General features: G+C 66.2%; 25 protein-coding genes, 1 tRNA gene and 1 pseudogene. 13 read left to right on the forward strand and 14 right to left on the reverse strand.

Annotated features, from left to right (window positions below):
* Window positions 1-27: 27 nt before the first annotated feature.
* Together otsB and N2L00_RS02330 are read right to left on the reverse strand one after the other, a co-directional pair.
* Window positions 28-813 (reverse strand): trehalose-phosphatase, encoded by a 786-nt coding sequence (otsB, locus tag N2L00_RS02325; protein ID WP_255863733.1) that lies wholly within the window; start codon window positions 811-813, stop codon window positions 28-30.
* 2 nt (window positions 814-815) lie between these two features.
* Window positions 816-2297 (reverse strand): trehalose-6-phosphate synthase, encoded by a 1482-nt coding sequence (locus N2L00_RS02330; RefSeq protein ID WP_255863734.1) that lies wholly within the window; start codon window positions 2295-2297, stop codon window positions 816-818.
* A 169-nt stretch (window positions 2298-2466) separates the two neighbouring features.
* On the opposite strand from N2L00_RS02330, the gene N2L00_RS02335 reads away from it, so the two are divergent.
* Both N2L00_RS02335 and N2L00_RS02340 read left to right on the forward strand, forming a co-directional pair.
* The gene (locus N2L00_RS02335; protein ID WP_255766606.1) at window positions 2467-3336 is read left to right on the forward strand and encodes a thioredoxin domain-containing protein; all 870 of its coding nucleotides are present in this window, start codon (window positions 2467-2469) and stop codon (window positions 3334-3336) included.
* Window positions 3337-3492: 156 nt separating this feature from the next.
* Window positions 3493-3569 (forward strand) — tRNA-Thr (locus N2L00_RS02340).
* A gap of 471 nt (window positions 3570-4040) precedes the next feature.
* Here N2L00_RS02340 and N2L00_RS02345 read toward each other — a convergent pair.
* Window positions 4041-4244: a hypothetical protein gene (locus N2L00_RS02345; RefSeq protein ID WP_255863735.1), complete on the reverse strand. Its 204-nt coding sequence runs from the start codon at window positions 4242-4244 to the stop codon at window positions 4041-4043.
* A gap of 330 nt (window positions 4245-4574) precedes the next feature.
* The gene (locus tag N2L00_RS02350) at window positions 4575-5252 is read right to left on the reverse strand and encodes a hypothetical protein (protein WP_255766608.1); all 678 of its coding nucleotides are present in this window, start codon (window positions 5250-5252) and stop codon (window positions 4575-4577) included.
* 647 nt (window positions 5253-5899) lie between these two features.
* Between N2L00_RS02350 and N2L00_RS02355 the strand changes: the two genes are divergently transcribed.
* Entirely contained in the window at window positions 5900-6718 is an 819-nt protein-coding gene (locus N2L00_RS02355; protein WP_255863736.1) for a histidine phosphatase family protein, read from the forward strand.
* Between the two features lie 54 nt (window positions 6719-6772).
* Window positions 6773-7147, forward strand: a complete 375-nt coding sequence (locus N2L00_RS02360; protein WP_255863737.1) for a DUF4259 domain-containing protein — start codon at window positions 6773-6775, stop codon at window positions 7145-7147.
* Window positions 7148-7245: 98 nt separating this feature from the next.
* On the opposite strand, the gene N2L00_RS02365 is transcribed toward N2L00_RS02360, so the two are convergent.
* The 8 genes from N2L00_RS02365 to N2L00_RS02400 form a co-directional block, all read right to left on the reverse strand.
* Complete coding sequence (locus N2L00_RS02365; protein WP_255863738.1) at window positions 7246-8724, reverse strand: ATP-binding protein; 1479 nt, start codon at window positions 8722-8724, stop codon at window positions 7246-7248.
* Between the two features lie 80 nt (window positions 8725-8804).
* Window positions 8805-9314, reverse strand: a complete 510-nt coding sequence (locus tag N2L00_RS02370; RefSeq protein ID WP_255863739.1) for a hypothetical protein — start codon at window positions 9312-9314, stop codon at window positions 8805-8807.
* Between the two features lie 157 nt (window positions 9315-9471).
* A complete protein-coding gene (locus N2L00_RS02375; RefSeq protein ID WP_255863740.1) occupies window positions 9472-10386 on the reverse strand; it encodes a ribokinase in 915 nt (304 codons plus the stop codon).
* Window positions 10387-10417: 31 nt separating this feature from the next.
* A complete protein-coding gene (locus N2L00_RS02380) occupies window positions 10418-11851 on the reverse strand; it encodes an MFS transporter (protein WP_255766614.1) in 1434 nt (477 codons plus the stop codon).
* Window positions 11848-13302: an MFS transporter gene (locus N2L00_RS02385; protein WP_255863741.1), complete on the reverse strand. Its 1455-nt coding sequence runs from the start codon at window positions 13300-13302 to the stop codon at window positions 11848-11850. Before N2L00_RS02385 ends, N2L00_RS02380 begins: the two co-directional genes overlap by 4 nt.
* Window positions 13299-14246: a nucleoside hydrolase gene (locus N2L00_RS02390; protein WP_227922853.1), complete on the reverse strand. Its 948-nt coding sequence runs from the start codon at window positions 14244-14246 to the stop codon at window positions 13299-13301. Before N2L00_RS02390 ends, N2L00_RS02385 begins: the two co-directional genes overlap by 4 nt.
* Before the next feature lie 416 nt (window positions 14247-14662).
* A complete protein-coding gene (locus N2L00_RS02395; RefSeq protein WP_255766616.1) occupies window positions 14663-14890 on the reverse strand; it encodes a hypothetical protein in 228 nt (75 codons plus the stop codon).
* Window positions 14891-15220: 330 nt separating this feature from the next.
* Entirely contained in the window at window positions 15221-16171 is a 951-nt protein-coding gene (locus N2L00_RS02400; RefSeq protein WP_255766617.1) for an NADP-dependent oxidoreductase, read from the reverse strand.
* 80 nt (window positions 16172-16251) lie between these two features.
* Here N2L00_RS02400 and N2L00_RS02405 point away from each other — a divergent pair, with 80 nt between their 5' ends.
* The 5 genes and pseudogenes from N2L00_RS02405 to N2L00_RS02425 form a co-directional block, all read left to right on the forward strand.
* A complete protein-coding gene (locus N2L00_RS02405; protein WP_255766618.1) occupies window positions 16252-17334 on the forward strand; it encodes a PLP-dependent cysteine synthase family protein in 1083 nt (360 codons plus the stop codon).
* A gap of 139 nt (window positions 17335-17473) precedes the next feature.
* Window positions 17474-18451, forward strand: a complete 978-nt coding sequence (locus tag N2L00_RS02410; protein WP_255766619.1) for an ABC transporter substrate-binding protein — start codon at window positions 17474-17476, stop codon at window positions 18449-18451.
* Window positions 18451-19290 carry an ABC transporter permease gene (locus N2L00_RS02415; protein WP_255766620.1) on the forward strand — a complete coding sequence of 280 codons (840 nt, stop codon included), beginning with the start codon at window positions 18451-18453 and terminating at the stop codon, window positions 19288-19290. The genes N2L00_RS02410 and N2L00_RS02415 overlap by 1 nt, the downstream gene beginning before the upstream one ends.
* Window positions 19287-20060 (forward strand): ABC transporter permease, encoded by a 774-nt coding sequence (locus N2L00_RS02420; protein WP_255766621.1) that lies wholly within the window; start codon window positions 19287-19289, stop codon window positions 20058-20060. Before N2L00_RS02415 ends, N2L00_RS02420 begins: the two co-directional genes overlap by 4 nt.
* 181 nt (window positions 20061-20241) lie before the next feature.
* A pseudogene (locus tag N2L00_RS02425) lies at window positions 20242-20925 on the forward strand (ABC transporter ATP-binding protein); the annotation flags it as partial.
* 65 nt (window positions 20926-20990) lie between these two features.
* On the opposite strand, the gene N2L00_RS02430 reads toward N2L00_RS02425, so the two are convergent.
* Window positions 20991-21953, reverse strand: a complete 963-nt coding sequence (locus N2L00_RS02430; protein WP_255863744.1) for a catechol 2,3-dioxygenase — start codon at window positions 21951-21953, stop codon at window positions 20991-20993.
* A gap of 124 nt (window positions 21954-22077) precedes the next feature.
* Window positions 22078-22860: an NAD(P)-dependent oxidoreductase gene (locus tag N2L00_RS02435; RefSeq protein WP_255863745.1), complete on the reverse strand. Its 783-nt coding sequence runs from the start codon at window positions 22858-22860 to the stop codon at window positions 22078-22080.
* Between the two features lie 160 nt (window positions 22861-23020).
* Here N2L00_RS02435 and N2L00_RS02440 point away from each other — a divergent pair, with 160 nt between their 5' ends.
* The 4 genes from N2L00_RS02440 (at window position 23021) to ligK (ending at window position 26729) form a co-directional block, all read left to right on the forward strand.
* On the forward strand, window positions 23021-23695 hold the full coding sequence (locus tag N2L00_RS02440) for a GntR family transcriptional regulator (protein ID WP_255863746.1): 675 nt from the start codon (window positions 23021-23023) through the stop codon (window positions 23693-23695).
* 112 nt (window positions 23696-23807) lie between these two features.
* Window positions 23808-25001 carry a 4-oxalomesaconate tautomerase gene (locus tag N2L00_RS02445; protein ID WP_255863747.1) on the forward strand — a complete coding sequence of 398 codons (1194 nt, stop codon included), beginning with the start codon at window positions 23808-23810 and terminating at the stop codon, window positions 24999-25001.
* Window positions 24998-26053, forward strand: a complete 1056-nt coding sequence (locus N2L00_RS02450) for an amidohydrolase family protein (protein ID WP_255863748.1) — start codon at window positions 24998-25000, stop codon at window positions 26051-26053. Before N2L00_RS02445 ends, N2L00_RS02450 begins: the two co-directional genes overlap by 4 nt.
* On the forward strand, window positions 26046-26729 hold the full coding sequence (gene ligK, locus N2L00_RS02455; protein ID WP_255766637.1) for a 4-carboxy-4-hydroxy-2-oxoadipate aldolase/oxaloacetate decarboxylase: 684 nt from the start codon (window positions 26046-26048) through the stop codon (window positions 26727-26729). Before N2L00_RS02450 ends, ligK begins: the two co-directional genes overlap by 8 nt.
* Window positions 26730-26845: the final 116 nt, after the last annotated feature.

A 26845-nucleotide genomic window follows, 5' to 3' on the forward strand; every position in this document is an offset into this window, starting at 1 on the left:
CTGCGAACGTCCGGCCCGTGCGGGTTGTTATCCGGCGACGGCGGCGGCACGCAGCCGGGCAAGTTCTGCGAGTACCGCAGTGAACTCCTCGGGGGAGGCGACCCGGTATGCGGCGGCCGTGCTCCCGTCGCCCACCTTGATCGAGACGTCGCCGGGCTGCAAAGCCGCGAAACCGCGTTCGTCGGTGACGTCGTCGCCGGCGAACAGCACCGCCGTCGCGCCTGTCAGTGCCCGCAGGGCACGGATGCCTTCGCCCTTGTTGGTGTGGACGACGGAGGCCTCCAGGACGGATTTGCCGTCGGTGACCTGAACGCCGTCGAGCAGGCTCAGTTCCCTCCGCGCTTCCTCAGTGGCGGCGGCGGCAGCGGCCGGTTCGGAGACGCTGCGGGTGTGGAGGACGACGCCGGCCGGCTTGTGTTCCAGCCGGCAGCCCGGGTGCCGGGCGACCACGGATTCCACCGCTGTGCGGGCGCTGGCCAGCAGCTGGGCCTGCTCGGCGGTCAGCTGCAGCGGTTCCTGATTCGGACCGGTCCAGGTCTCGGCGCCGTGGCTGCCGATCAGCAGGGTTTCGGGATCCGGGGAGGCAACGGTGCGCAGGCTGTCGAGCGCACGCCCGGAGATGAACGCGGTAACGGTGTCCTGGAGGGAAGCGAGGGTCCGGACAGCGGCGGCCGATCCGTCCAGCGGGCGGGCATCCTCGGCATGTTCCACCAACGGGGCGAGCACACCGTCGAAGTCCAGCGCCACCAGGAGTTTCCCAGTGCCGGCCACGGACTCCAGCGCCGCCTGCAGCTCGGTATCCAGTGCACTCATGACTACTCCCGGTCCTGATTCTCGGTCTGTTCCCGGTCCTGGTCCTGTTCGAGGGCCTCCAGGAAGTTCCGGGACCACCGCTCGACGTCGTTCTGCAGCACCTGCCGGCGCATCAGGCGCATGCGCCGGCTGGCTTCCCTGGCCGGCATGTTTACCGCGGTGAGGATGGCGGCCTTCAGCCCGTCGATGTCGTGCGGGTTGACCAGCACGGCCTGGCGCAGCTGGTCCGCGGCGCCGGTGAACTCGGAGAGCACCAGGGTGCCCGTATTGCCGGTGCGGGCGGCGACGTATTCCTTCGCGACCAGGTTCATGCCGTCGCGCAGCGCGGTGACGAGCATAACGTCAGCGGCAAGGTAGAGCGCCACCATTTCCTCCACCGGATAGCTGTGGTGCAGGTAGCGCAGCGCGGTGTTGGAGATGGTGTCGAAGCTGCCGCTGATCCGGCCGACGGTGCCTTCCACTTCTTCGCGCAGCAGCCGGTACTGTTCCACGCGCTCGCGGGAGGGGCTGGCCACCTGGATCATGGCGGCGTTTTCCACAGTGATCCGGCCGTCTTCGAGGAGTTCGCCGTAGGCCTTGAGCCGGTGGCTGATGCCCTTGGTGTAGTCCAACCGGTCAACGCCCAGCAGCACCGTGTCCGGATTGCCGAGTTCGCGGCGGATCTGCTTGGAGCGTTCAATAACGTCTTCGCGCTGCGCCAGCTCGGCGATCTGGCTGGCATCGATGGAGATGGGGAACGCCTCGGCGCGGGAAACGTAGGACAGTCCGTCTTCCGTGGTCACGTTCACCTGCTGCTGGCGGATGGTGTAGCCGGCGAAGCGGCGTACGCAGCGCAGGAAGTTGCTCGCATCGGACGGGCGCTGGAACCCGATCAGGTCCGCACCGAGCAGGCCCTCGATGATGTTCCGGCGCCAGGGCAGCTGGGCGAAGATTTCCAGCGGGGGGAAGGGGATGTGGTTGAAGAAGCCGATCTTCAGGTCGGGCCGGGCCTGCCGCAGCAGCTGGGGGACCAGCTGCAGCTGGTAGTCCTGGACCCAGACCGTGGCGCCCTTCGCGGCGACGGAAGCGGCGGCGTCGGCGAACCGGCGGTTCACGGTGCGGTAGGCATCCCACCAGGTGCGGTGGAACTCCGGGGCGGCAATCACGTCGTGATACAGCGGCCACAGCGTCGCGTTGGAGAAGCCCTCGTAATACAGTTCCACTTCGTCGGTGCTCAGCGGCACCGGCTTTAGGTACATGTTGTCGTGGTCGAAGGGTTCCACTTCTTCGTCCGGGGAGCCGGGCCAGCCCACCCACGCGCCGTCGGCCTTTGCCATTACGGGAGCCAGCGCCGTGACCAGCCCGCCGGGTGAGCGCCGCCAGGTTTCGCCGTCGGATCCACTAACGCGGTCAACCGGAAGCCGGTTGGACACGACGATGAAATCGAAGTCGCCGTAGCTGTCCGGAGCGTCTTCCTTGGAACTCGGATCCGCGTCAGCGTTCACGAATGGCACCCCTTTATAGATTGGTCGTATATTGCCACTCTAGCGAAGCGGGGAAACTTTGTACCGCCCGCGGGCGTTGGTCGAAGGGTGGTGGGCGCCGTTCCCCCTACACTGGTGATGAGCTGAGCGGCCCCGGAAACGTGGCCGGCGTTGAGAGACATGAGGAATTATGACTGACCGGAACCCCAAGCCGACCAAGGCGGAACGCACTGCTGCTGCCCGCGAGCAGGCGCGCGCACTGCGCGAGGCCCAGCAGAAGAAGGAGCGGCGCAACCGTCTCCTGGTGATCTGGGGTGTTGTGGTGGCCATCGTCGCGGTGATCGCGATTGTGGCCGTAATTGTGGTGAACAGCATGGGCAAGGACATTGCGAACACCGGCACTTCGCCGGCAAATGCCAATGAGTACGGCGGGTTTACGCTGACCTCGACCACCGCGCTGGAGCCCACGGAAACCTTCGACTTCGACACGGAGACGCTGCCGGCCGCGCCGGAGGAAGCCGCCGAGGAGACTCCGATTCCGCCGGGGGTTGAAGCTGCACCGAAGGGTGAGCCGGTCCAGGTGGTGGAATACGTGGACATCAACTGCGTGCACTGCGCAGACTTCGCCGCTACCTACGACGATCAGATCTCCCAGTGGCTGGATGCGGGCGAAATCACCTACGAATACCGCACCGTGGCATTCCTGGACCGCAACTCCACCTCCAACTACTCCTCCCGCGGCGCCAATGCAGCGGCATGCGTGGCGGACCAGAGCCCCGAGTCCTACTGGGACTTCATGAAGGCCATCTTCGCCCAGCACGCCTCCGGTGAAGTGAAGAACGCCGAGCTGGTGGACATGGCTGCGTCCGTGGGTGCCGATACCGAGGGCATGGAAGACTGCATCGACGACGGCACCTACCGTCCGTTCGTGAAGTACGCGGACCAGCTGGCACGGGTGGACGGCATCAACGGCACCCCGACGGCCTTCGTCAACGGCGAGGAAGCGGACCTGAACACCTTCGTGGAAACTGTCCAGGGCGCCATCGACGCCAACAAGTAAGCCTGGCTTGGCCCGGCGCCTGTTCCCCGTGAAACCTTTCCGGTTTCACGGGGGCGGGCGCTCTGGGCTAATCTTGTCTAGCGCTGTTGTTCGCACCCGTTTGCTCGGGCGGACGACGGCGGCGTGACCGGCTGGGACTTTTAGCCCGCCGGCCATGCCCCCTTAGCTCAGTTGGCCAGAGCACCTGTCTTGTAAACAGGGGGTCGCCGGTTCGAATCCGGCAGGGGGCTCCACGAAACCCCTTCTGATCAGGCATAACGCCTGACCAGGAGGGGTTTTTCTATGGGCTGCCAACGGCTCACTACACGTTTAGACACGCTTTCGGCGGAAAAGCTTTCACCCGTCAGGCTGCGGGGCCGCATAGAGACAAATATGTAGAACAGTAAAGAGTCCATGGGACCGAGCACGCGCCATGGCATGCGTCCCTGCGGCGTGGGTGACGGTGCGGCCGCTGGCATCAAGGATGGCGATGTGCCCCTTGGAGGTGGGCCCATAGGCCCGGTCTTGCTCGCGGACCGCCGCCGAAGCACAGGGATTCCAGGGTGGTCGTGGCAATGGGGATTCCGTCGGTCAGACGCACCTCCCGGCCCTCATTGAGCTTGAACGGGGAGGACACTGAGGCCGTGCAAGTCCGCTGGGAGAGGTTCATCGGGACGAGCTTGCATGCCCGGCCGTCCATCGCATGCAGGGGTAAAAGGCCGGGGTCAACAGCCCGCAGGCCGTTTGCCTTGGCGTTGAACGCCGGCCCAGTCCTCGATCTTGTTCTCGGCAAGGCCGTCCTGCATCCAGTACCGGGTGGTCAGTGCCTCGGTCAGGACCGGCAGCTTCACGGAGCCGGGCAGACCGCGGCTGATGCGCAGACGGCGGGTCGGGGACTCGAAATCGTTGGAGGGCATGTTGTTGGCCATGAACTTGAGCTTGGAGAGGGTGAAGGGGGCCGCGACTACGGTGCTGGTGCCCTCGCTGGTCAGCGGTCCGCCAGTTTTTCGGGGGTAAGTGCTTCGGCACCGGCGGCGAACAGCGGTAGGTCAGGGACTTTGCCCGAGGTGGATCATTCCGGTGGCTTCGCAGCGCAAGCCGGGAAAACGGAGCGGTCCAGCGGCGCGTTGTGCGACGCTGCTTCGAGCCGCTTTTCGGTTCGGTGAGCGGCGAGGAGTTCTTTGGGGAAGCTGTGGCTGTCATACCTTCCTTCTATGTCTGCGGCAGCCACCCCGGCTCCCTCCCCGCCTCAGGCTGCGCTATTTCCAGGTTTCAAGCTCAGCCGGCTCCATCTGTGCCACGCCTCCCTCGTACAGGTAAATGTTCCCGGCGGCACAGACGGTCGTGCCGGGCGCGATCGGCTCCAGCTGGACGCCCCACATGATGAAGGTGAACCGTCCGTTGTCGGGATAGTCCAGGCCGACGTTGACGAAGCCGCCGTCGTAGGTGTTGCGCACGCTCGTCACCGGGCCGCAGATCCGCTGATAGGTCCCGGCGTAATCCCGTGCACTGTCCCACCCCAGGCCGCCTTGCGGCCAGCCCCCGGCTGGGACCGCGCCGGGTGCCGTACCGCCCTTGCAGTGCCCGTCCTGGCGAAGCATAACCAGCGCTTCCGGGTCGGTACTGCCGGCAATCTCGTCGCAGTACACGTCAAAGGGCATATCGGATGAGGCGGCGTAGCTGGTAAAGACATCCATTTCCGACGGGCAGACCTCCGAGAGCAGCGCAACCTCATCGTTGACCCTGTCAGAGTGCTCCCCGGCACGGACGTGGTCCATCGTCTGGTTCAGCAGCGTCCGGCACTCCTGGGGAGGACGGGGTTCGGGGTAATACGGTTCGAGGGAGTACGAACTGCTGGACGAGGAGGAGCATCCGGCCAGGGCCATGAGTGACAGTGCCGCTATGAGCAGGGGCGCTGCCGGGAAGTTCTTCTTCATGCGGTTCCTGACCGTTCCTTGGCGTGTGCCGGATGTGTGTCGGATGACGCGCCCAAGAATGCCACAGCAGGGTGTCCCTCCGGCGGTTTTGCCACGGGTGTCGGTTGAAATCCCTCGGGGACAGAGCACGGGGGCGCACATATTTCCCAGACGCGAAGCGTCCCGTCGACTGCCTGGACGACGTGGACCGGGTCCATACGTGCCAACGGCAAGTACAGGACCCGGATTCTCTATGTCACCCACCGGACCAGCCTTCCTGCCAAAAAGGTTCTCACCCGCACGTTTTATCTACCTATCGCCGTTGGCCTTGCCCTGGCCGTCTACTTTGCCGCGACCGGTGAGTGGGTTCTGGCCGCTGTCATGTCGGTTGTCTCGCTGAGCACCCTCGCTGTCTACCCCTGGTACAAGCGTCAGCTGGCCGCCCGGGATGCGGCCGCGGCAAAAGCTGAAGGCGTCGACGGAATCTAGTCCCGTCCTCCAAAACGCTGTGCGCGCGGATTCGTGAAACCCCGGCGCTCCGGGTACAAAGGATGTCGCGCGCACGACGCTGGGGGCCTGCTTCTCCATGGTGCGTCCAAGGCGATCGAATGACAGCCATAAGATAAAAACAGAGTCAGTGCGCACGCGTTAGGAGTCTCCAATTGGTTATGCCCCGGAACCTGTTCCTCGTCCGTCACGGACAAAGTGAAGCGAACGTAATGCAAAGGGCAGCCAAGGCCGGGGACCCGAGCCTTTACACCGAAGAGACGATGACCGTCCCGGACCGTTCGTGGCGGCTCACGGAACTCGGGGTCCAGCAGGCCAAGGTGGCCGGTGCGTGGATTGCCCGGCAGAATATCGAATTCGACCGTGCCATGGTCTCCGTGTACACCCGGACCCGCGAGACCGCCGCGCACCTCGGGCTGGACGTGCGCTGGGAAGAGAACCGGGTGATCCGCGAGCGTTCCTGGGGCGAGATCGGATCCATGTCAAAGCAGGACTTCGCTCAGAAATATTCGCAGAACGCCGCCTACCGCGAGAGCGATCCGTTGTACTGGGCTCCGCCCGCCGGTGAATCCATTGCCAATGTCGCCGAAAACCGGGTGCGGAACATCCTGAGCACCCTGCACCGCGAAAACGCCCGCGACAACGTCCTTCTGGTGACCCACGGTGAATTCATGTGGGCCACGCGCCTGGTGCTGGAGCGCTGGAGCGACGAAGAGTTCCTGGAACGGGACGCGGACAAAGAGCAGATGATCCACAACTGCACGGTCCTGCAGTACACCAGCACCGATCCGGCCAACCGGAACAACATCCGCGAAAAGCTCAACTGGGTCCGCCGCTGCTGGCCGGTTCAGGTCGACGGCGAATGGACCATGTTCGTCGGCGACTGGGAAGAGTTCGACCGGAAATACTTCACCAGCGAGGATCTCCTGGAGCGGGCCGAAGCAAACAGGCATTTCCTTGAGGGAGCTTTCGGGAGCTGAGCAGGTCCAACCGGCTTCCGCCCCGTAAATTCATTTATCTGCAATACTCGCCGCATGGGTGCATGGGGGAGTGGCATTTTTGCCAATGACACGGCGGCGGACATTCGCGGGGAGTACCGCGAACATCTCGAGGACCAGATTCCGGACGAGGAAGCGACGCGCCTGGTCATCGAATCGTTCGGTTATCTGCTGCGCGAGGACAACGCTGCCGAGTTGTGGGTGGCGCTCGCAGCGGCGCAGTCCCAGGTGGGCAGGCTCGACGACGAGGTGAAAGCCGCCGCGCTTGATGTGATCGATCAGGGCAGCCGCCTCGAGGAGTGGGAGGAAGCGGGTCCGGACGAACTGGCCGAACGTGTGGCGGCCCTCCAGGAACTGCGGGACCAGCTCACCGGGCCGCAACCGGCCCGAATGAAGCTCCGCCGGCGGTAGCCAGCCTGGGAGCACAGGACTATCTGGCCGGTGGCCGGGCAAGGCCCGCCGCGTAGGCGGACGGGAACACGCGAAGGGCCGGCGCACACAGGTCCGGGCTAAGGCATCCAACCAAACGTGTACCCCACGCTGACCCCGGGCTGCGGACCTGTGCCGCCGTGTCCGAAGCCCGCGCTACCGGCGCCGCCGTCGTCGTCCCCGGAACCGTCTCCACCTGCACCCAACAGGCTTCGGGTCAGGGCCTCGCCCTGCCCCATCAGCTCCTGCGCCGCTGCGGCCAGATGGGAATCGCCGGGTTTCTCGCCGGCATCCACGGCCCGCAGCACCGCGCGGCGCACCAGCTCCCGGGCAAAGGACGCTGTTGCGCCCTCGGACTGCTCGGCCGCGGCCTGAAGTGCGGCATCGGAGAACACCCCGGCGGGGGCATAGAGTTCCAGCAGCCGGACACGGTTCTCGACGCCGGGCAGCGGGATCCGGACGGCAAGGTCCACCCGCCCGGGCCGCTGCACCAGTGCCCGTTCGAGGGCCTCGGCGCGGTTGGTGGTCATCAGGAACACGACGTCGGCGTCCGCGTCCAACCCGTCCAAGGCATCCAGGACTTCAAAGAGCAGCGGCTGCGGGCCGTGGCCCATGTTCCGGTCCTCGGCCACCAGGTCAATGTCCTCGAGAATCACCATGGACGGCGCCATGGCGCGGGCCAGTCGTGCGGCCTCACCCACCATGTGCAGCGAATTCCCGGCCAGCAGCACCGCCGTCGTCCCCTCGCTGGCGCTGAGCAGGTGGCGCACGGTGTGGGTCTTTCCGGTGCCGGGAGGGCCATAGAGCAGGACACCGCGTTTCAGGTGCTGTCCATGCTCCCGGAGCACCTCCCGGTTGGCCGCGATGCCGAGCACATGGCGCCGCACGCGGTCGAGCACCTCACCGGGCAGGATCACTTCCTCCGCAGGCAACGACGGGCGGGCGAGGAAGGTGACGCCGGCGCCCTGCTGGCCGTACGGATCGAAGGCGAAGGAGACAACCTGGCCGCGCAGGATGCTGTTGGTGCGCAGTTCTTCCTGCAGCTCGGCCAGGAAGCCCACGGACGCTTCACGGTTCCGGCCCAGCACAGCCACGTCCGCTCCCGAGCGTCCGTACTGGGGGTTGGCGGCGCGCTGGAGCACGGCAAGCGGAACACCTTCATAGGCGAATAACCGCAGCCCCAAAGCCACCACCTCACGGGTGCTCTCCGGCCCCACAGCGACGTTCACGAAATCGGGCTGGCCGATCCCCACAGGTCCGTAGCCTTCCAGAACGATGTCGGCCAGGGATTGGTGTTGGCGCTGCTGCCCGCCGCCCACCCCGATGAGCCGGGCCGCCGGATCCCGTCCGGCGATCTTCTCCAGGGAAATGTCCAGGTCCGCGAACCGGTGAACCGGAACATCCTGCGACACAATGGGCACGTCAGCCGCAGGCACGCCGATATGCTCTGTCAGCACGTCAAGGATGCGTTCCCTGCCATCGTTTCGCGTCAGATGCTCCCGCGAGAGCTCGATGGCGCGGTTGAAGTTGCTAAGGAATTCCCCCAGTTTTTCATCCATGCGGGCAGAGCCTAGCACCAGCGCAAAAAGGCGGCGCCTCCCATCGGGGAGGCACCGCCTTCACTGCACTGCAGAGGTGGCTAGTAGGCCTGGTTGAGCGCTTTATGCTGCCGGTACTGGCTCATTTCTTTGAAATACGCCGGCGACGGCTTGCGGTACACCATCACCGTGGCCACGACCAGTGCCAGGATTCCCCACCAGCCCAGCAGGTTTGTTCCAGTGAACAGGGACAGCACTGAAAGACCGGTGTAGACCGCAAGCAGGATCCGCGCCCAGTTATGGCCCTTGCGGATGAAGATGGCGGCTACCAGAGTGAAAGCGAGGCAGATGACGCCCAGCGCCACCAACAAGACGACGCCTTCGGCAGTGACCGTGTTGCCGTCCGCGTTCGCTATGAAGATGCCCGCGGGGACACTCAGCACGGTCAGGGCCAAAGTGACCATCAGCAGCACGAAAGCTGAATCAACCTGCTTCGGCCGCTTCGGCGCGACCCCCGCTGCGGCAGGCCCGGGCACACCCGGGGCTCCGGGATAGGCGTAGGAATTGTAACTGTTGGCGTTGTTGGTGCCCTGCGGCACTTGTTCGGACATGCTTCCCCCATAAAGCCGGCTGGTTCCGCGGCGGATTCGCCGCAGTACCTGCCAGCATAGGCGGCGGAGAACGAACTAACGAAAAGCCATACGGAAAAGGGGCCCTGCATCTGCCGAGCGGCAGAGGCAGGGCCCCTTTGGTGGACGGGATAGGTGGTTAGCCCGCCATGTCCAGCAGCGCCGAATACGAGGACTGCGCACCCTCGCGGGTAGCGGCCAGGGCGCCGGCGCGCGCCGCAAACTCGGCGGCCTGGACCAGCGAATCGCCGGCGGCAAGCCGCGCAGCAGTGCCGGCTGTGAACGCATCCCCGCACCCGGTGGTGTCCACCGCGGTTACCCGGGTGGGAGCGACTGCAACAACACGGTCCGCACCGGTAGCGGTGCCGTCCAGTACGACGGCGCCCTCGCCGCCGAGCGTGATGATGGTGCGGCGCACACCAAGGCGGGACAGGGCGGAGATGACCCGTTCCCAGTCCGACGCCGGATCGGACAGTCCAGTGACCAGCGCCGCTTCGTGGGCGTTGAGCAGCAGGACATCGGTCAGGGCCAGCAGCTCGGCGGGCACCTCCCGGTACGGCGACAGATTCAGCAGCACCTGGGCGCCGGCGTCGTGCCCGGCCTGCGCCGCGGCAGTCACCGCTTCGAGCGGCACCTCCAGGCTCAGGCAGAGCACCGCGGCGTCGTCGAACAGGTCCGCCGGGAGCTCGGCGCCGGTGACCGTGCCGTTGGCGCCGGGGGAGACGATGATGGTGTTCTCTCCGGCAGCATCCACCACGATCATGGCTGTGCCCGTTGCGGTGCCGGTGCGGCGCAGGACGCGGGAGGCGTCTACGCCGGCACCGGCAGCCGCCTCGAGCAGCAGATCCCCGTGCCCGTCCGCCCCCACGGCGCCGAAGAGCCGTACCTCGGCACCCAGCAGGGCAGCGGCAGCGGCCTGGTTGGCACTCTTGCCGCCCGGGACAATGACCAGTTCCGAACCGTTCAGGGTTTCCCCGGGGGAGGGGAAGCGCTCGGTGCGGACGGTCAGGTCGGCATTAAGCGAGCCGACAACTACAACTTTTCCGGCGGACATGCAGGGATTCTCCTTGGGTGGCGTGCTGGGATCAGCGGTGGTCGGTCTCGGCCTCGGCGGCGTCAACCTCGGCGTCGGCGGGCCTCGGGATGAGGAAGGACGTGGCCAGGGCCAGCGCCAGGATGACCAGACCGGCAATGATACCGGCGTAGTATCCGGTGGATCCCGCGCCGTCGGCCGGGGTGGCCGCCGTCTTCACCGCGTAGATGACGGCGAAGCTCAGGCCGGCGCCCAGGTTGAACGCGCCGGCGTTGAGGCCGGGCAGGAAGCCGGGGTTCTCCCGAGGGGAGAGCACGATACCCAGTCCATTGAGCATGATGTTGCTGATGCCGGCATAGGTGATGCCGATCAGCACGGACACGCCCAGCAGCCCCAGCCGGGAGTCGCTGCCGACCATCAGGAGCATCAGGGCCAGGGTGATGACGGCGCCGATCAGGCCGATCCGCAGCACCTTGCCGTAACCCCAGCTGGCGGCCAGCCGGCCGGCGAGGGGTCCCAGGAGCAGGCCCGCCAGGGCGTACGGCGTAAGGGTCCACCAGGCGGACTCCTCGGCGCCCATGCCGAAACCGACGACGCCGTCCTGCGCCAGGGCCGGGATGATGCCGTTGATGACGGCAAACACTCCGGTCATGGTCAGCAGCGTGGTCAGCAGCAGGGCCCAGGTGGAGCGCTGCTTCAGCAGATACGTGGCCACGAGCGGTTGCTCGGTGCGGTTCTCCACCTTCCAGAACGCCACGAAGGCGAGGACGCCAATGACGATCAGGGCGATCACCAGCAGCCAGTTGGCGTCCGCCAGCTTGCCCGCCTCGTTGAACGCGGTCAGCAGCGTACCCACAGAGATGACCAGCGGAACAACGCCCACCCAGTCCATCTTTTCCTTCTTTTCGGCCCGGGATTCGGGCGCCAGGAAGAAGAGCAGGGCCGTGGCGACCGCACCGACAATGGCCATGGCCCAGAAGACGGAGGCGAATCCGTGGTTTTCCGCGAGGTAGCCGCCGGCGACGGCGTCGACCCCGGCAATGCCGCCGTTGACGGCGGTGATGACGCCCATCAGGGTGCCGTACAGCCTGGGATCGCGGATCTCCACGCGCAGCATGATCAGCGTCAGCGGAACCACCGGTCCCGAAACGCCCTGGATCAGCCGGGCGATGAAGAGAACCTCAATGCTCGGGGCGAGGGCTGCCACCACGGAGCCGATGGTCAGGACCACCAGCATCCCGGTGAGGACCTTCTTGCGGCCGATGATGTCACCGAGGCGCGGCAGGAACAGGGAGAACAGCGCGGCGGCGGTGAAGAACGCCGTCTGGGTCAGTCCGACTGCCGCGGAGGTCGTTTCCAGTTCCTCCTCGATGCTGACCAATGCGGGGGAGAGCATGGAGGCGTTGAGCTGGAACGCCACACAGGCGGCCAGCAGGGCGGCCATTAGTGCGCCGACGTTTACCCGTCGGCGGGCGGTTTCAGTCACGAGTTCACCTCGATCTTGGCTCGGCCGGCGGTCGGTTCAGCAGCCGCCGGATCCGCATTGACAGCAGGCTTGGGGATCAGGAAGGACGCGGCCAGGGCCAGGCCCAAAATGACCGCGCCGGCAATGATGCCGCCGTAGTAGCCTTCGGTGCCGGATCCGTCCGTAACGGTGGTGGCGGTCTTGGCCGCGTAGATCACGGCGAAGCTCAGGCCGGCACCCAGGTTGAACGCGCCGGCGTTGAGGCCGGGCAGGAAGCCGGGGTTCTCCTTGGGGGAGAGCATAACGCCGAGGCCGCTGAGCATTACGTTGCCGATGCCGGCGTAGGTGATGCCAACCAGGATGGAAATGGCCAGCAGCCCCAGCCGGGAATCGCTGCCGACGACCGGGAGCATCAGGGCCAGGGCGATGACCGAGCCGATAGTGCCGATCCGCAGCACCTTGGCGTAACCCCAGGTGCCCGCCAGGCGGCCGGCAAACGGGCCCACGATGAGGCCTGCGAGGGCGTACGGAGTGATGGTCCACCAGGCGGACTCTTCGGCGCCCATCCCGAAGCCCACGGCACCGTCCTGCGCCAGGGCCGGGATGATGCCGTTCATGACGGCAAAGACGCCGGTCATGGTCAGCACGGTGGTCAGGAGCAGTGCCCAGGTGGACCGCTGCTTCAGCAGGTAGGTCGCGATCAGCGGCTGTTCGGTGCGGTTCTCGACCTTCCAGAACACTACGAACGCGATGACTGCAATGACGATCAGGCCAATGACCAGCGGCCAGTTGGCCTCCGCCAGCTTGCCGGCCTCGTTGAAGCCGGTCAGCAGGGTGCCGACCGAGATGACCAGGGGCACAACGCCCACCCAGTCCATCTTTTCCTTCTTCTCGGCGCGGGACTCCGGTACGACGGCGATGACGAGGGCGGCGGCAATGACGCCGACGACGGCCATGGACCAGAAGATTGACGCGAAGCCGTGGTTCTGCGCCAGATAGCCGCCGGCAATGGCGTCAACGCCGGCGATGCCGCCGTTGACTGCCGCAATGACACCCATCAGGGTGCCGTAAAGCTTGGGGTCGCGGATCTCCACGCGCAGCATGATCATGGACAGCGCAACTGTGGGGCCGGAGACGCCCTGGATCAGCCGGGCCAGGAACAGTACCTCGATGCTCGGTGCGAGGGCGGCCACCACGGAGCCGATGGTCAGGACCACCAGCATTCCGCCGAGGACCTTCTTGCGGCCGATGATGTCGCCGAGGCGGGGCAGGAACAGGGAGAACAACGCGGCGGCAGTGAAGAATGCCGTCTGGGTCAGGGCTACGGCAGCCGAAGTGGTGTCCAGCTCCTGCTCGATGGTGAACAGGGCGGGGGAGAGCATGGAGGCGTTCAGCTGGAACGCCACGCAGGCGGCCAGCAGGGCCGCCATCAGTGCGCCGACGCTTACCCGCCGGCGGGCGGTTTCACTCACAGGTCAACCTCGCCAATGCGCTGAAGAGCGTCGACAACCAGGTCCCAGAATTTCCGGTGGTCCAGATCGACGGCTACGGATGTGTTGCAGTCAGCGGGAGCCGGTGCGCGGAAGTCCGCCACGGTCATGCCCAGCGTCAGGGTGCCGGTCAGTTCCACGTCCAACGGCACGCGCCGGGTGGTCATGACGGAGGGATCGATGACGTAGGCCACGGCGCACGGGTCATGCACGGGCGGGAAATCGAAGCCCTGGGCGTCCTTGTACGCCTCGCCGAAGAACTCGAGCAGTTCACCGACGAACTTGGCCGGCTTGGTACCGACGGCGGCGATGCGCTCGGCCACTTCGTCGGTGGCCAGGGCCTGGTGGGTGAGGTCCAGGCCGACCATGGTCAGCGGCCACTTCTCGTTGAAGACGATGTGTGCAGCTTCGGGGTCGATCTTGATGTTGAACTCGGCCACGGCGGACCAGTTGCCCACGTGGTAGCCGCCGCCCATCAGGACAACTTCCTTCACCCGTTCGGCAATGCGCGGTTCCTTGCGCACGGCCATGGCGATGTTGGTCAGGCCGGCGGTGGGAACAAGGGTGACGGTGTTCGGCTCGTGTGCCATGACCGTATCGATGATCAGGTCCACCGCGTGGCGGGGATCCAGCTCGAGGGTCGGCTCGGGCAGCTCGGGGCCGTCCATGCCGGAGTCGCCGTGGATGTCCGGGGCGTTTTCAATGGTGCGGACCAGGGGGCGGTCGCAGCCGGCGGCGAAGGGAATGCCTGTGATATTTGCGACACGGGCAATTGCCAGTGCGTTACGTGTCACCTTCTCCAGGGTCTGGTTTCCGACGACGGTGGTCACCGCCAGAAGGTCGATCTCCGGGCTGCCGTGTGCCAGCAGCAGGGCGACCGCATCATCATGCCCGGGATCGCAATCCAGGATGATTTTGTGGGGCATTACGTCTCCGCTTCGTTGAGGTTCTAGCTCCGGGACCGCGGTTCCGGCATTTCGGCGCCCACTTCCGGTACTCCTACAGCGGCCCGCGGCGGTGCGGACATGGGGGAGTGCCCATCAGGCACCGGAATTAACGATATCGACGTATTGCGGACCACTCCGCCGTGGCTTCTGCCACGCCCCTGGCAGAGCGCCGGCCCAATTTGCCATCTGCCCGCCAGGAAATTATGCTGTCCGCCGCTCTTTCTCGGGCGGGGCGGTGCGGCAGGCTCCCGCCTCCCCATCCAGCTTGCCCGAACGGCACGGTCCCCGCCAGACAGGCGCAGCGATTGGGGTTGCCCGCGCCGCCTATCCGCGGGCCCGATGCGGGACGTTGGTGCGGCCGCCCTGCCCGCGAAGGGCGGGGCGGCCGTGCGTTCTTACCACCGGACCTTTCGTTCCCGCGGGCCTTGCTTCGTGGTCGCACGGGTGGGCTTGTGGTCCTTGCCGAGACTCTGCCAGCCGGGCAGGGCGGTCTCCGGAGCGGAGGCAAGCTGCTGTGCGCTCGCCTCGCTCAGCCGCGCTTCGGCCGCCGGAGCGAGATGGATCCCGACCGGCGGCAGTACGGGCTGTTCGGATTCGGGCTTTTTCTCTTTAGGTGCACGCATGGTGTTCTCCAATGGCTCTTGGCCGTTGAGGTTATGTCAGGGACACCGTCCGGGCATGCGAAAGCACACCGGTTCTACGGGGAGGCTTTTGCGGGGCAGACGGACGGGCTCGGAGGCAGCGCCTCAACAAGCTCTAATGGATGGTGTCTGCGGTGGGTTTCGAGCGCGCAGCGCTACTCGAATATCAGTGTTCCCATGCCGATGACCATAACAGCGCGCCCGTCCGCGGGATAGCCCTTTCCCAAAAACCCGATGCATTAACGACGACGACGGCGGCACCTGAGGCGCCGGTGCCGCCGTCGCGCGGTTGAGCGGCGGTCGAGCGAAGGATCAGAAGGTCAGGACAATCCGGCCGCGCAGGCCGCCGGCCTCCAGCCTGCGGTGCGCTTCGGCAGCCCGGTCGGCGGGCAGGACATCCGCGATCCGCGGGCTGAGCAGGTCCGCTTCGGCCAACGCCCGCAGCCGGTCCAGCTTCGCGCCGGAGGAGTACTCCTCGCCGACCCGGATCGCCTGCACCGTAATGCCGCGGCCGGGATCGCCGTCCCACCCGCGTACGGTGGCGAACCCGCCGCCGTCGCGCACTGCGCCCACGGCCAGCTCGTTCATCACTGCCGCATCGGCCACGGCGTCCACGCCGTCGGGGAATAGCCCGCGGACCCGGTCGGCAACGTCGTCGCCGCGTTCCACCACGTAGTCCGCTCCCAGCGCGGTCACGAGCTCCGCGTCCCGCGGGGAGGCGTCGGCGACAACGGTCAGCCCGGCCTCCTTGGCGAGCTGGATCAGATAGTTGCCGAGGGTGCCGGCTGCACCGGTAATCGCCAGGACCGAGCCTTCGGCAAGGTCCAGCTTCTCCAAGGTCTGCACCGCGGTGAGGCCGTTCATCGGCAGCGTGGCGGCGGCCTCCAGCCCAACCCCGGCCGGGACCCGTGCGATGGAGTCCGACGGCGCCACCAGGTACTCGGCGTAGGCACCCCGCCGGGCGGCCCGGGGCAGGGCCAGGGCCATGACTTCGTCACCGATCCGCCAGCCGGCTCCCTCACCCACCTCGTCGATCACGCCGGCGGCGTCCATGCCCGGAATATACGGCGGCTCCTGCCCGCCCATATCCTGGGCTCCGGAGCGCAGGACGGTGTCGGTGGGGCTGACGGCGGCGGCGCGGACCCGGATGCGAACTTCCCCGGGGCCGGCATGGGGCTCGGGCACGTCGAGGACCTCCAGGACCTCGGGGCCGCCAAAGGCGCGGATGCCAACAATCTTCATGGACTCGACGATATCGACCATCAGGGTGCTGATGACAATCCCGGGTGCCGGCAGACGGGCGGACAGGCCAGCAGGTGCCCGACCGAACGTAGGCTTGGAGCGTGAACACTCCTACGCTTCCGGACCGCACGTGGGCCGAGACCGCCATCCGCCGCATCGAGGCCGAGGGGGCACGCTCGGCGGACACGCATCTGTTCCAGGTCCCGGTCCCGGCCGGCTGGTCCGTGCAGATCTACCTGAAGGACGAGTCCACCCATCGCACCGGCAGCCTCAAGCACCGGCTCGCCCGCTCCCTCTTCCTCTTCGGCCTGGTCAACGGCTGGATCACCGAGGGCACCACCATCGTGGAGGCTTCCAGCGGTTCCACCGCTGTCTCGGAGGCTTACTTCGCCCAACTGCTGGGACTGCCGTTCGTGGCCGTGATGCCGCAAACCACCAGTGCGGAGAAGATCCGGCTGATCGAGCACTACGGCGGGCGCTGCCACTTCGTCGAGGAGCCTTCGGAGGTGTACGCCGCCGCGGAGGCCGTCGCGGCCAGCACCGGCGGGCACTACATGGACCAGTTCACGTACGCAGAACGCGCCACTGACTGGCGGGGCAACAACAATATTGCCGAGTCGATCTTTTCCCAGATGGCCCAGGAGGACCATCCGCTGCCGGACTGGATAGTGGTGGGTGCCGGGACCGGCGGGACAAGTGCAACGATCGGCCGCTATATCCGTTATCACCGGTATCCCACCCGCCTGGCCGTCGTGGATCCGGAGAACTCGGCGTTTTTCCCCGCCTGGCAGAATCCGGGGGAGCCCGCGGCCGGAAGGCCCTCCCGGATTGAAGGTATCGGCCGGCCGCGGCCGGAACCCAGCTTCGTTCCGGCGGTAATCGACCATATGATCCAGGTCCCGGACGCCGCATCTGTGGCTGCTGCACGGCACCTGAGGCGGCTCACCGGGCTGCATGCCGGCCCCTCCACCGGCACCAATCTCTGGGGTGTCTGGCAGCTGGCCGCCGCCATGGAAGCGGACGGCCGTGCCGGAAGCATCGTCTCGCTTGTGTGCGATTCCGGGGATCGGTACACCGCTTCCTACGGCGACGACGCCTGGCTGGCGTCCCGCGGACTGGACCCGGCCCGGGCCACGGCCGTGCTGGAGGAACTGTTCCGGACCGGGCGGTGGCCTGCGGGCTGATCCGCTCCATGCCGGCCCCGCAGCCGGAGCGGCAGGCACCGCTCCTCGATCGTTATTGAGAATTGTTGACAATCATGTTTACCAAAAATACCGTGTGTGTGACCTAGCTTACTTTTTACACGGAAACCGGGGAATGACAATGAAGCCAATTCTTAGGATGCTCGCCGCCTCCACTGCGGTCCTGGCTCTTGCCGCCTGCGGCTCGGGGTCGCCCAGCGGGGAGGCCGAAGACACCGGCGAGGCCGGTGGCGGTGAGCTCACCCAGGTGACGGTGGGAGTCATTCCCATCGTCGATGTTGCACCCATTTACCTCGGCGTCCAGGAAGGCTTCTTTGAAGCGGAAGGCCTGGAGTTGGAACTGCAGCCGGCCCAGGGCGGCGCGGCCATTGTTCCGGCCGTCATGAGCGGCAGCATGGACTTCGGTTTCAGTAACATTTCCTCGATGCTGCTGGCCAAGTCCAAGGGCCTGGATGTACAGGTGGTGTCCGCCGGAGCGGCGTCGACAGGCGAGGACGGCGCCGATTTCGGCGGCATCCTGGTCAACCCGGATGCCGGGATCGAGACGGCGGCGGACCTCGCAGGCAAGAAGGTCGCCGTAAACACCCTCAACAACATCAACGACACCACCGTCCGGGCCTCCGTTCGCAAGGCAGGCGGCGACCCGTCCGGCATCGAGTTCGTGGAGCTGGCCTTCCCCGATATGCAGGCAGCCCTGGAACGCGGCCAGGTGGACGCCATCCAGGTGGTGGAGCCCTTCCTGACGGGCGGGCAGAACGCCGGGTCCATTCCGATCGCCTCCAACTACGTGGATGCCGCAGACGATCTGACCGTCGCCGCCTACTTCACGACGTCGGCGAAGGCCGAGGATGATGCCGAGACGGTGGAGAAATTCACGGCGGCCATGAACAAGTCCCTGGAATACGCGGAGGAGAACCCGGACGCCGTCCGCGAGGTCCTGCTCACCTACACGAAGATCGACGCCGAGACCGCGAAGGCACTCACCCTGCCCAGCTTCACCACGGAGATCAATCGTGCCGGCGTCGAAACGCTCGCGGAGCTTTCGCTCAGTGACGGTTTGATCAGCGAAGAGCCGAAGCTGGATGAGTTGCTGCCGTAATGAGTACTGAAGTGCTGAAACCCGGCCGGGCTGCGCAGCCACGCGCAGCCCGGCCGGGTGCGCGCCGTCCCGTGCCGAAACCGGTGCTGGGCCTGGTCGGGGTCCTCGGTTTCCTGCTGATCTGGGAACTGGTTCCAAGGCTCGGCCTGGTCCAGCCCCGCTTCCTGCCCCCTGCCTCGGAAGTCATCATGGCCCTCGTCCGGGACTTCGGGCTGACTGCCTTCTGGGTGGCCGTGGGGCACACCCTGATGGCCTGGGCCATTGGCCTGGCAGCCGCCGTCGTCGCCGCCGGCATCCTGGGCCTGGTGATCGGCATGAGCCCGTTCCTCCGACGGTTCACCAACTCCACCATCGAGTTCCTGCGCCCGGTTCCCTCGGTGGCCCTGATCCCGCTGGCCGTGCTGCTGTTCGGCGTCAAAATCGAATCCTCGCTGATGCTGATCATCTACGCCTGCTTCTGGCAGGTGCTGATCCAGGTGCTCTACGGGGTGGCCGACGTCGACAACGTGGCAACGCAGACGGCACAGTCCTACGGCTTCTCCAAGCTGCAGCGGATCCGGCACGTGGTGTTTCCCACCGTGCTGCCGTACCTGATGACGGGCATCCGTCTGGCGGCCTCCGTGGCGCTGATCCTGGCCATCACCGCCGAGCTGATCATCGGCTCGCCCGGGCTCGGGCGTGAGATTGCGGACGCCCAGTCCGGCGGAGCCATCTCCGGCATGTATGCCCTGGTGCTGGCCACCGGCCTGCTGGGCGTGGCGATCAATATCGTGATGCGCCAGGTCGAGCAGCGCCTGTTGTCCTGGCATCCGTCCGTCCGCGGAGAGGTGGTGCTGTGAAGACGCTCAAGAGCCTTGCCTACGTGGTTGCGCTGCCCCTGCTGCTGGTGCTCCTGTGGTGGGCTTCCACCCGGGGCGAACCGAACTTCTTCGTACCCACCCCGTCCGCTCTGGTGGATGTCTTCGGTCCCACCTGGTTTGAGGGGCGGATCACCGGGGATGTCCTGCCGTCGCTGGGAAGGCTGCTCGCCGGGCTCGCCATCGCGATCATCCTTGGCATCGTCGTCGGGCTGCTGGTGGGCCTGAACCGGACGCTGCGGGCGCTGACCGAACCCGTGTTCGAGTTCTTCCGTGCCCTGCCGCCTCCGGTGCTGGTTCCGGTGCTGATCCTGCTGGTGGGCCTGAATGACGGCATGAAGGTTGCCGTGATTGTGGTCGGCTGCATTTGGCCGGTGCTGTTGAACACCATCGAAGGGGTGCGCTCCATTGATCCGGTGCAGAACGAAACGACCCGGTCCTACGGCATCTCCGGGATGAACCGGATCCGCTACCAGGTGCTGCCGTCTGCCGCGCCGACGATCATGGCCGGCATCCGGCAGTCGCTGTCCATCGGCCTGATCCTCATGGTCATTTCGGAAATGTTCGGTTCCTCCTCGGGACTGGGCTTCACTATTCTGCAGTTCCAGCGGTCCTTCGCCATCCCGGAAATGTGGTCCGGCATCCTGGTGCTCGGCCTGATCGGCCTGGCCCTGTCCCTGATCTTCCAATGGTGCGAACGGCGCGTGCTGCGCTGGTACCACGGCCTTAAAGAGGTAGAAAATGCAGCCTGACGCCATCTCCGCCAAAACCACTCCGGCACCGGAAGGCACCGCACCGTCCGGGCGCACGCTGCCCGAGGGGGAAGCGCTGCTTTCGGTCCGCGGGCTGAAAAAGGTCTACTCCACCGACGGCGGCCCCATCGAAGCCGTCCGCAACCTCACCTTCGACCTGGGGCACGGCGAGCTGGCCTGCCTGGTCGGTCCCTCCGGCTCCGGCAAGACCACCCTGCTCAAGTGCATCGCGGGACTGCTCGGAGCCACCGAGGGCGAAGTGCTGCTCGACGGCAAGAAGGTGACGGCGCCGCCCAAGAAAATGGCGGTGGTCTTCCAGGAATACGGCCGCTCCCTGTTTCCCTGGCTGCGGGTCGCGGACAACGTGGAGCTGCCCCTGAAGAACGCCGGCGTGCCCAAAGCGGAACGCCGGCAGCGGGTAGCCGACGCGCTGGAGGCGGTGGGGCTGGAGAACGTGCCCAAGTCCTACCCCTGGCAGCTGTCGGGAGGGATGCAGCAGCGCGTGGCCATCGCCCGTGCGGTGGCGTACCAGCCGGAGGTGCTGCTGATGGACGAGCCGTTTGCCGCCGTCGACGCCCAGACCCGCGCCGATCTGGAGGACCTTACCCGGCGGCTGTGGAAGGACCTGGGCATGACCATCCTGTTCGTCACGCACGACATCGACGAATCCGTGTACCTCGGTGAACGCGTCATCATCCTGTCCTCCTCGCCCACCGTGGTGCAGGAGGACATCCTGATCGACCTCCCGGAGGACCGTGACCAGCTGGAGACCCGGGGGATGCCGCGCTTCACCGAGCTGCGCCATCACGTCTACGAGCAGATCCAGCTCGCCAAGAAGGGCCACCGGCCGGACGCGGCGCGCTGAGCCCGGTAGGACAAACGACTTACGGCCCCTCCCGCGAAGGAGGGGCCGCCGTCGTTATGCCGGGCTCACTCGGCGGGAAGCTCCACCGGGGGAGTGCCGTGGGTATGGAAGGTGTCGATGGTCTTCATGCCCCAGGCCTGGCCCTTGGCGCGCTCCGCCTCGGTCCATTCGATGGTTTTCCAGTCCGGTGCCAGGATCAGGCGGGCACCGGCGTTGCAGAATTCGATCCGGTTGCCGCCGGGCTCATACACATACAGGAAAAAGGTCTGCTGGATGGCGTGTTTGTGCGGCCCGGTTTCGATGTGGATGCCGTTTTCGAGGAAGATGTCCGCAGCCTTGAGGATGTCTTCGCGGGTGTCGGTGGCGAACGCGACGTGGTGCAGCCGGCCGCTGCTGCCGGTCCAGTCACCGCTGTACACCAGGTCATAGGACTTGTTGGAGAAGGTGAACCACTGGCCGGAAAGCCTGCCGTTGTCCAGCCGGATCTGTTCGGTGGGCTTGCCGCCCAGCACCTCTTCCACGAACCGGCCGTTCTCGGCAACGTCTGCGCCGAGGAAATTGACGTGGTCCAGCCGGCGGGCGTTCACGCCGCGGCCCGGGAAACGGTCCGCCTGGTTCTTCAAGGCCGGCCGGGACTCTTCGGTGGGCACATGCCATTCGCTGTCAAAGTAGATGTCCATCGGATGGCCGTCCGGATCCGTGAAGGCGTAGGTCTTGCCCATGCCCGGGCCGCCGTCGTGCCAGCCGACTCCGCGTCCTGCCGCCTCGATGGCCGCAACGCGCCGTTGCAGCGCCTCTTCGCTGGCGGCGCGCAGGCCCAGGCGTCCGACGCCGGAAGTCTCGTGGGCGGTGAGTTTGATGGTGTGGTGTTCGTAGTCGTCCCACGCGTGCAGGTAGGCGGAATCGCCCTCTCGGGCGACTTCGCGCATTGCCAGCAGTTCGGTGAAGAACCACAGGCTCTTGTCGAAATCCGGGGTATAGAGTTCCACGAAGCCCAGATGGGCTACGTCGCGAAAAGCATCAGGCATTGCGGTTTCCTTTGCGGTCTGCTGAAACGGCACGGGCTTCGTTGCCGGCCTGCCGGTCCCGAAGCAGTGCTGAGAGTCAATCAGCGGCCCCGGGTATTGTCAACAATTTCGCAGACAATGCAGGTCAGGCGGGGCCGGTGCCGTCTGCTGCCAGTGCGGACAACCAGCTGAATGTGCCTTCCGTCATCCAGGCAGGTGTGCCCAGTCCGCGGAGGTACGCCAAGGAGTCTGCGACCTCGTGCGCACGCCGCACGGCGTGCGTTTCCGAGCCCTGAAGGAGCCGGGCCACCAGGTCCGGCCCGTCCGGGCCCAGCTCCCCGGCGATTTCCGCCAGGAGCCACTCCTCCGCGCCGGCTGCTTTTCCGGCTGCCCGGCATTCCAGTACCAGACCAGCCAGTCCCTTCATGAAGACACTGCGCAGCAGTTTGCGGCCCGCCGCGGCGCCGGGGGCACCGGGGATCGTTTCCACCGGGGTGCCGAAGCCTTCCATCAGGGCGGCAAACCTGTCCGCCGCGGTGCCGCTGACAAGGAGCGGGGTTCGGCTGCCGGCCCGGGGGACGGGCGCCATGACGGCCACGTCCACCAGGGCCACTCCGTAGCCTGCGGAGAGTTCGGCAAGTGCGGCTTTGTCCTCCGGACCGGCGGTGTTGAAATCCGCGAACACGGCGTTCGAGGGAAGCAGCGGAAGTATCTGCTCCGCGACGCTGCGCGCGGCGGCGGCGCCGACCAGGCTGATGGCCAGATCCGTTCCGTCAACGGATTCGGCAAGCGAGTCGAACTGGCGGATGCCGGCGTCGCGTGCGTCGGTGTACGGGTCGTAGCCGCGTACGTCCGCCCCGGCCTCGGCCAGGCCCAGTGCGTACAGGCGTCCGGCTTCGCCCAGGCCCAGTACGGTCACCGCAGTCATGGTTGTGTCCTCTCGTAGCTGTCCGCCGATTATTGCCATGATTGTCAACAATTCCAAGCTACGGCCGCCCGCCGGGGGCTGGGGGACTGTGATGCAGTGATAACTTGGCGTGACACCAAAAATGAGGGCGGGCGGGTGCCGTTTCGCCGAGGAGCTTCAAATGACAGCAGATGCAGCAGCGACCACGAGTAACGCTGCGCAGGTGGCGGACGCAATCCGCACGGCAATTCTTGACGGCGAGCTGGTGCCGTCCCAACGGCTCGTGGAGGCGGACCTGTGCACGCAGTTCAAGGCGAGCCGCAGTGCGGTCCGCTCCGCCCTTGCCGAGCTCGCCGTCGAGGGCGTGGTGGAGCGGGTGCAGAACCGCGGAGCCCGCGTGCGGTCGGTGCCCGTGGAAGAAGCCGTAGAGATCATTGAGGTCCGGGGCGTGCTGGAGGCGCTGTGTGCCCGCAAGGCAGCGGAGCGGATTGATGCCGGGCAGGTCTCCGAACTCCGGCAGATGGCCGACGACATGGCGTCCGCCGTAAAGGCCGGCGAACTGATGCGCTACTCGGAGATCAATTCCAGGCTCCATCGGCGGATCGTGGAAATCAGCGGCCAGGGAACCGCCGGTGCCACCATCGAAAGGCTGCGGGCACAGAATGTGCGCCACCAGTTCCGGCTTGCGGTCCAGCCTGGGCGTGCCAACGTTTCGCTGCCGGAACACGTGGAAATCATTGAAGCCATCTGCGCCGGGCAGGGCGAGCAGGCTGCCCGCATGATGGAGACCCACATGGCGAGCATTGCCGACGCCATCCGCCGGACAGGCTCAGCGCCCCCGCACTATGCCGCGTAGTATGCCTAGCCGCCGCCAATCGAACGCGCGGCACGGTTAGCGGCTGCTGCTCCGCTATTTGTCTTTGTCACCGTTATTGTCAACAATCTGGTTGACGAGGTACATTCTTGTGGTGCAGACCACAGAAAAGTCCTCGGTGCCGGGTTCCGTCCGCGGCAGCCAGCTCGGCATCCCCTGCTGGTTCATGCGGGGAGGAACCTCCCGCGGACCCTTCTTCCGCCGCACCGACCTGCCGGCTGACCTGCACGGCGAACGCCGGGACGAGGTGCTGCTTGCCGCCCTCGGATCTCCCCACCCGCTGCAGATTGACGGGCTGGGAGGCGGTAATCCGCTCACCAGCAAGGTGGGGATCGTGGACGTCAGCAGCCGGGACGGGGTGGACCTGGAGTTCCAGTTCGCGCAGCTGCAGCCGACTTCCGACACCGTGGATACCACGGCCAACTGCGGAAACATGCTCGCCGCCGTCGTTCCGTTCGCCGTGGAGTCCGGCCTCCTTCTGCCCGGCGGGGATACCACCACCGCCCGGGTCCTGACGCTGAACACGGGCATGGTGGCCGAAATCAGCATCGCGACGCCGGCAGGGGACCAGGGCCGGTTTGTCGAGTACGGCGGGGATACGCGGATCGACGGCGTTCCCGGCACGGCGGCGGCAGTCACCATCAACTTCCTGGACACGGCCGGTTCCGTCTGTGCCTCCCTGCTTCCCACCGGCAACGCCAGCGACACGGTGGTTCTCGACGGCGTAGGTCCGGTCCGCGTCACCTGCATCGACAACGGCCAACCGCTGGTGATGGTCCGGGCCACGGACCTGGGCCGCACCGGCTACGAATCCGCCGCCGAGTTGAACCGTGACGAAGAGCTGAAGCAGAGGCTTGAAGCACTGCGGCTCCAGTGCGGGCAGCTGATGGGGCTGGGAGACGTCACCGCCAAGAACTACCCGAAGATGACGCTGGTAGCCCCGCCGGCATACGGCGGCACCATCACCACCCGCAGCTTCATCCCGCATGTCTGCCACGAATCCATTGGCGTGCTGGCCGCCGTCACCGCTGCCACCGCGTGCGTCATTGACGGCACCGTGGCACGGGAAGTCAGCACCGTTGCTGATGCCGGCCCCGGAGCAGACCTGACGGTTTCGGTGGAGCATCCCTCCGGCGAATTCACCGTGGCACTCGGGCTTGACCCGCAGGACCCCCAGCACGTCACCAAATCCGCGCTGCTGCGCACCGCCCGGCTGATCATGGCCGGCGAAGTTTTTGTCCCGCACCGTCTCCAGGAGGCGGCAGCAACAGAGGAGAACACCCGATGATCATCGATTGCCACGGCCATTACACCACCGCCCCGCCGGCCCTGGGCGGCTGGCGGGACCGGCAGATTGCGGCGCTCGCCGATCCCGGAACGGCTGCTCCGGACCCGGCGGACCTGGTCATCAGCGACGATGAACTGCGGGAAAGCATCTCCGCGAACCAGCTGCGCCTGATGGATGAGCGGGGTATCGACCTGACCATCTTCTCGCCGCGGGCCTCCTTCATGGCACACCACGTAGGGGACTTCGCCACTTCCGCCGCGTGGGCGGCCATCTGCAACGAGCTGTGCTTCCGGGTCAGCCAACTCTTCCCGGACCGGTTTGCTCCGGCCGCCATGCTGCCGCAGTCACCCGGAGTGGACCCGGCGTCCTGCATCCCGGAACTGGAACGCTGCGTCAACGAATACGGTGCCGTGGCGCTGAACCTCAACCCGGACCCTTCCGGCGGCTACTGGACCGCCCCTCCGCTGACGGACCGCTCCTGGTACCCGATCTACGAAAAGATGATCGAGTACGGACTGCCGGCGATGATCCACGTAAGCACCAGCGTGAATCCTGCCTTCCACACCACGGGCGCCCACTACCTCAACGCGGACACCACCGCGGTGATGCAGCTGATCCAGGGGGACCTGTTCAGGGACTTCCCGGAGCTGAAGTTCGTTATTCCGCACGGCGGCGGCGCCGCGCCCTACCACTGGGGGCGCTTCCGCGGGCTGGCCATGGCACTGAAGAAGCCGCCGCTGGAGGAACACCTGCTCAACAACGTCTTCTTCGACACCTGCGTCTACCACCAGCCCGGTATCGACCTGCTGTTGGAGGTGATGCCCACCCGGAACATCCTCTTCGCTTCCGAGATGATCGGAGCGGTGCGCGACGTCGACCCGGACACCGGGTTCAACTTCGATGACACCGGGCGGTACCTGGCTGCAGCCGGCCTGACAGGCGAGGAGCTTGCCGATATCCGCGAGAACAATGCCCGTGCCGTCTATCCGCGCCTGGATGCGCTGTTGACCCGGCAGGGCCGTGAACCCCAAAGGAGCAGCACCCATGCATGAACTCGGAGTGGTCCACCGCAGCATCACCCGTGCCCCGCAGCCCGACGTCGAGGCCCTGGCCCCGTACGGGACCAGTACCGTGCACGAGGCCATGGGCCGGTTGGGGCTGATGCGGCCCTACATGCGCCCCGTCTACCCCGGCGCCAAACTCTGCGGCCCGGCGGTCACCGTGCTGCTGCAGCCTGGGGACAATTGGATGCTGCACGTGGCCGTTGAACAACTCCAGCCCGGCGACGTGCTGGTGGCAGCCTGCACCACGGAGAGCGAAGACGGCTTCTTCGGCGAGCTGCTGGCAACTTCGGTGCGTGCACGCGGCGGTGTTGGTTTGGTCATCGACGGCGGCTGCCGCGACGCTGCGGCCCTGCAGGAAATGGACTTTCCCGTGTTCTCGCGTGCCATCAACTCCAAGGGCACGGTCAAGGCGACCCTGGGTTCGGTAAACGTTCCGATCGTGTGCGCCAACGCCTTGGTGAACCCCGGCGACGTGGTGGTTGCAGATGTGGACGGCGTCGTCGTCGTTCCTGCCGACCGTGCCGCAGAAGTGGCCGAGGCCTCCCGGAAGCGGGAGGACAACGAGGCGGCCAAACGCGAACGCCTCGCCGCGGGAGAACTCGGACTGGACATGTATTCGATGCGGGGACCGCTGGAAGCGGCAGGACTGCGCTACATCGATTAGCCGCTGGAGGGTGGTGCGGATAGGAAATCGATCCGCACCACCACCCGGAACAACGGCGAACTGATCCGCGATTGCAGGTGATTCCGGCATGGTGTGCCCTCCCGCTCTTGGGCACG

Source organism: Arthrobacter sp. zg-Y1171, assembly GCF_025244845.1.
In the GTDB taxonomy this organism is placed as follows: Bacteria; Actinomycetota; Actinomycetes; order Actinomycetales; family Micrococcaceae; genus Arthrobacter_B.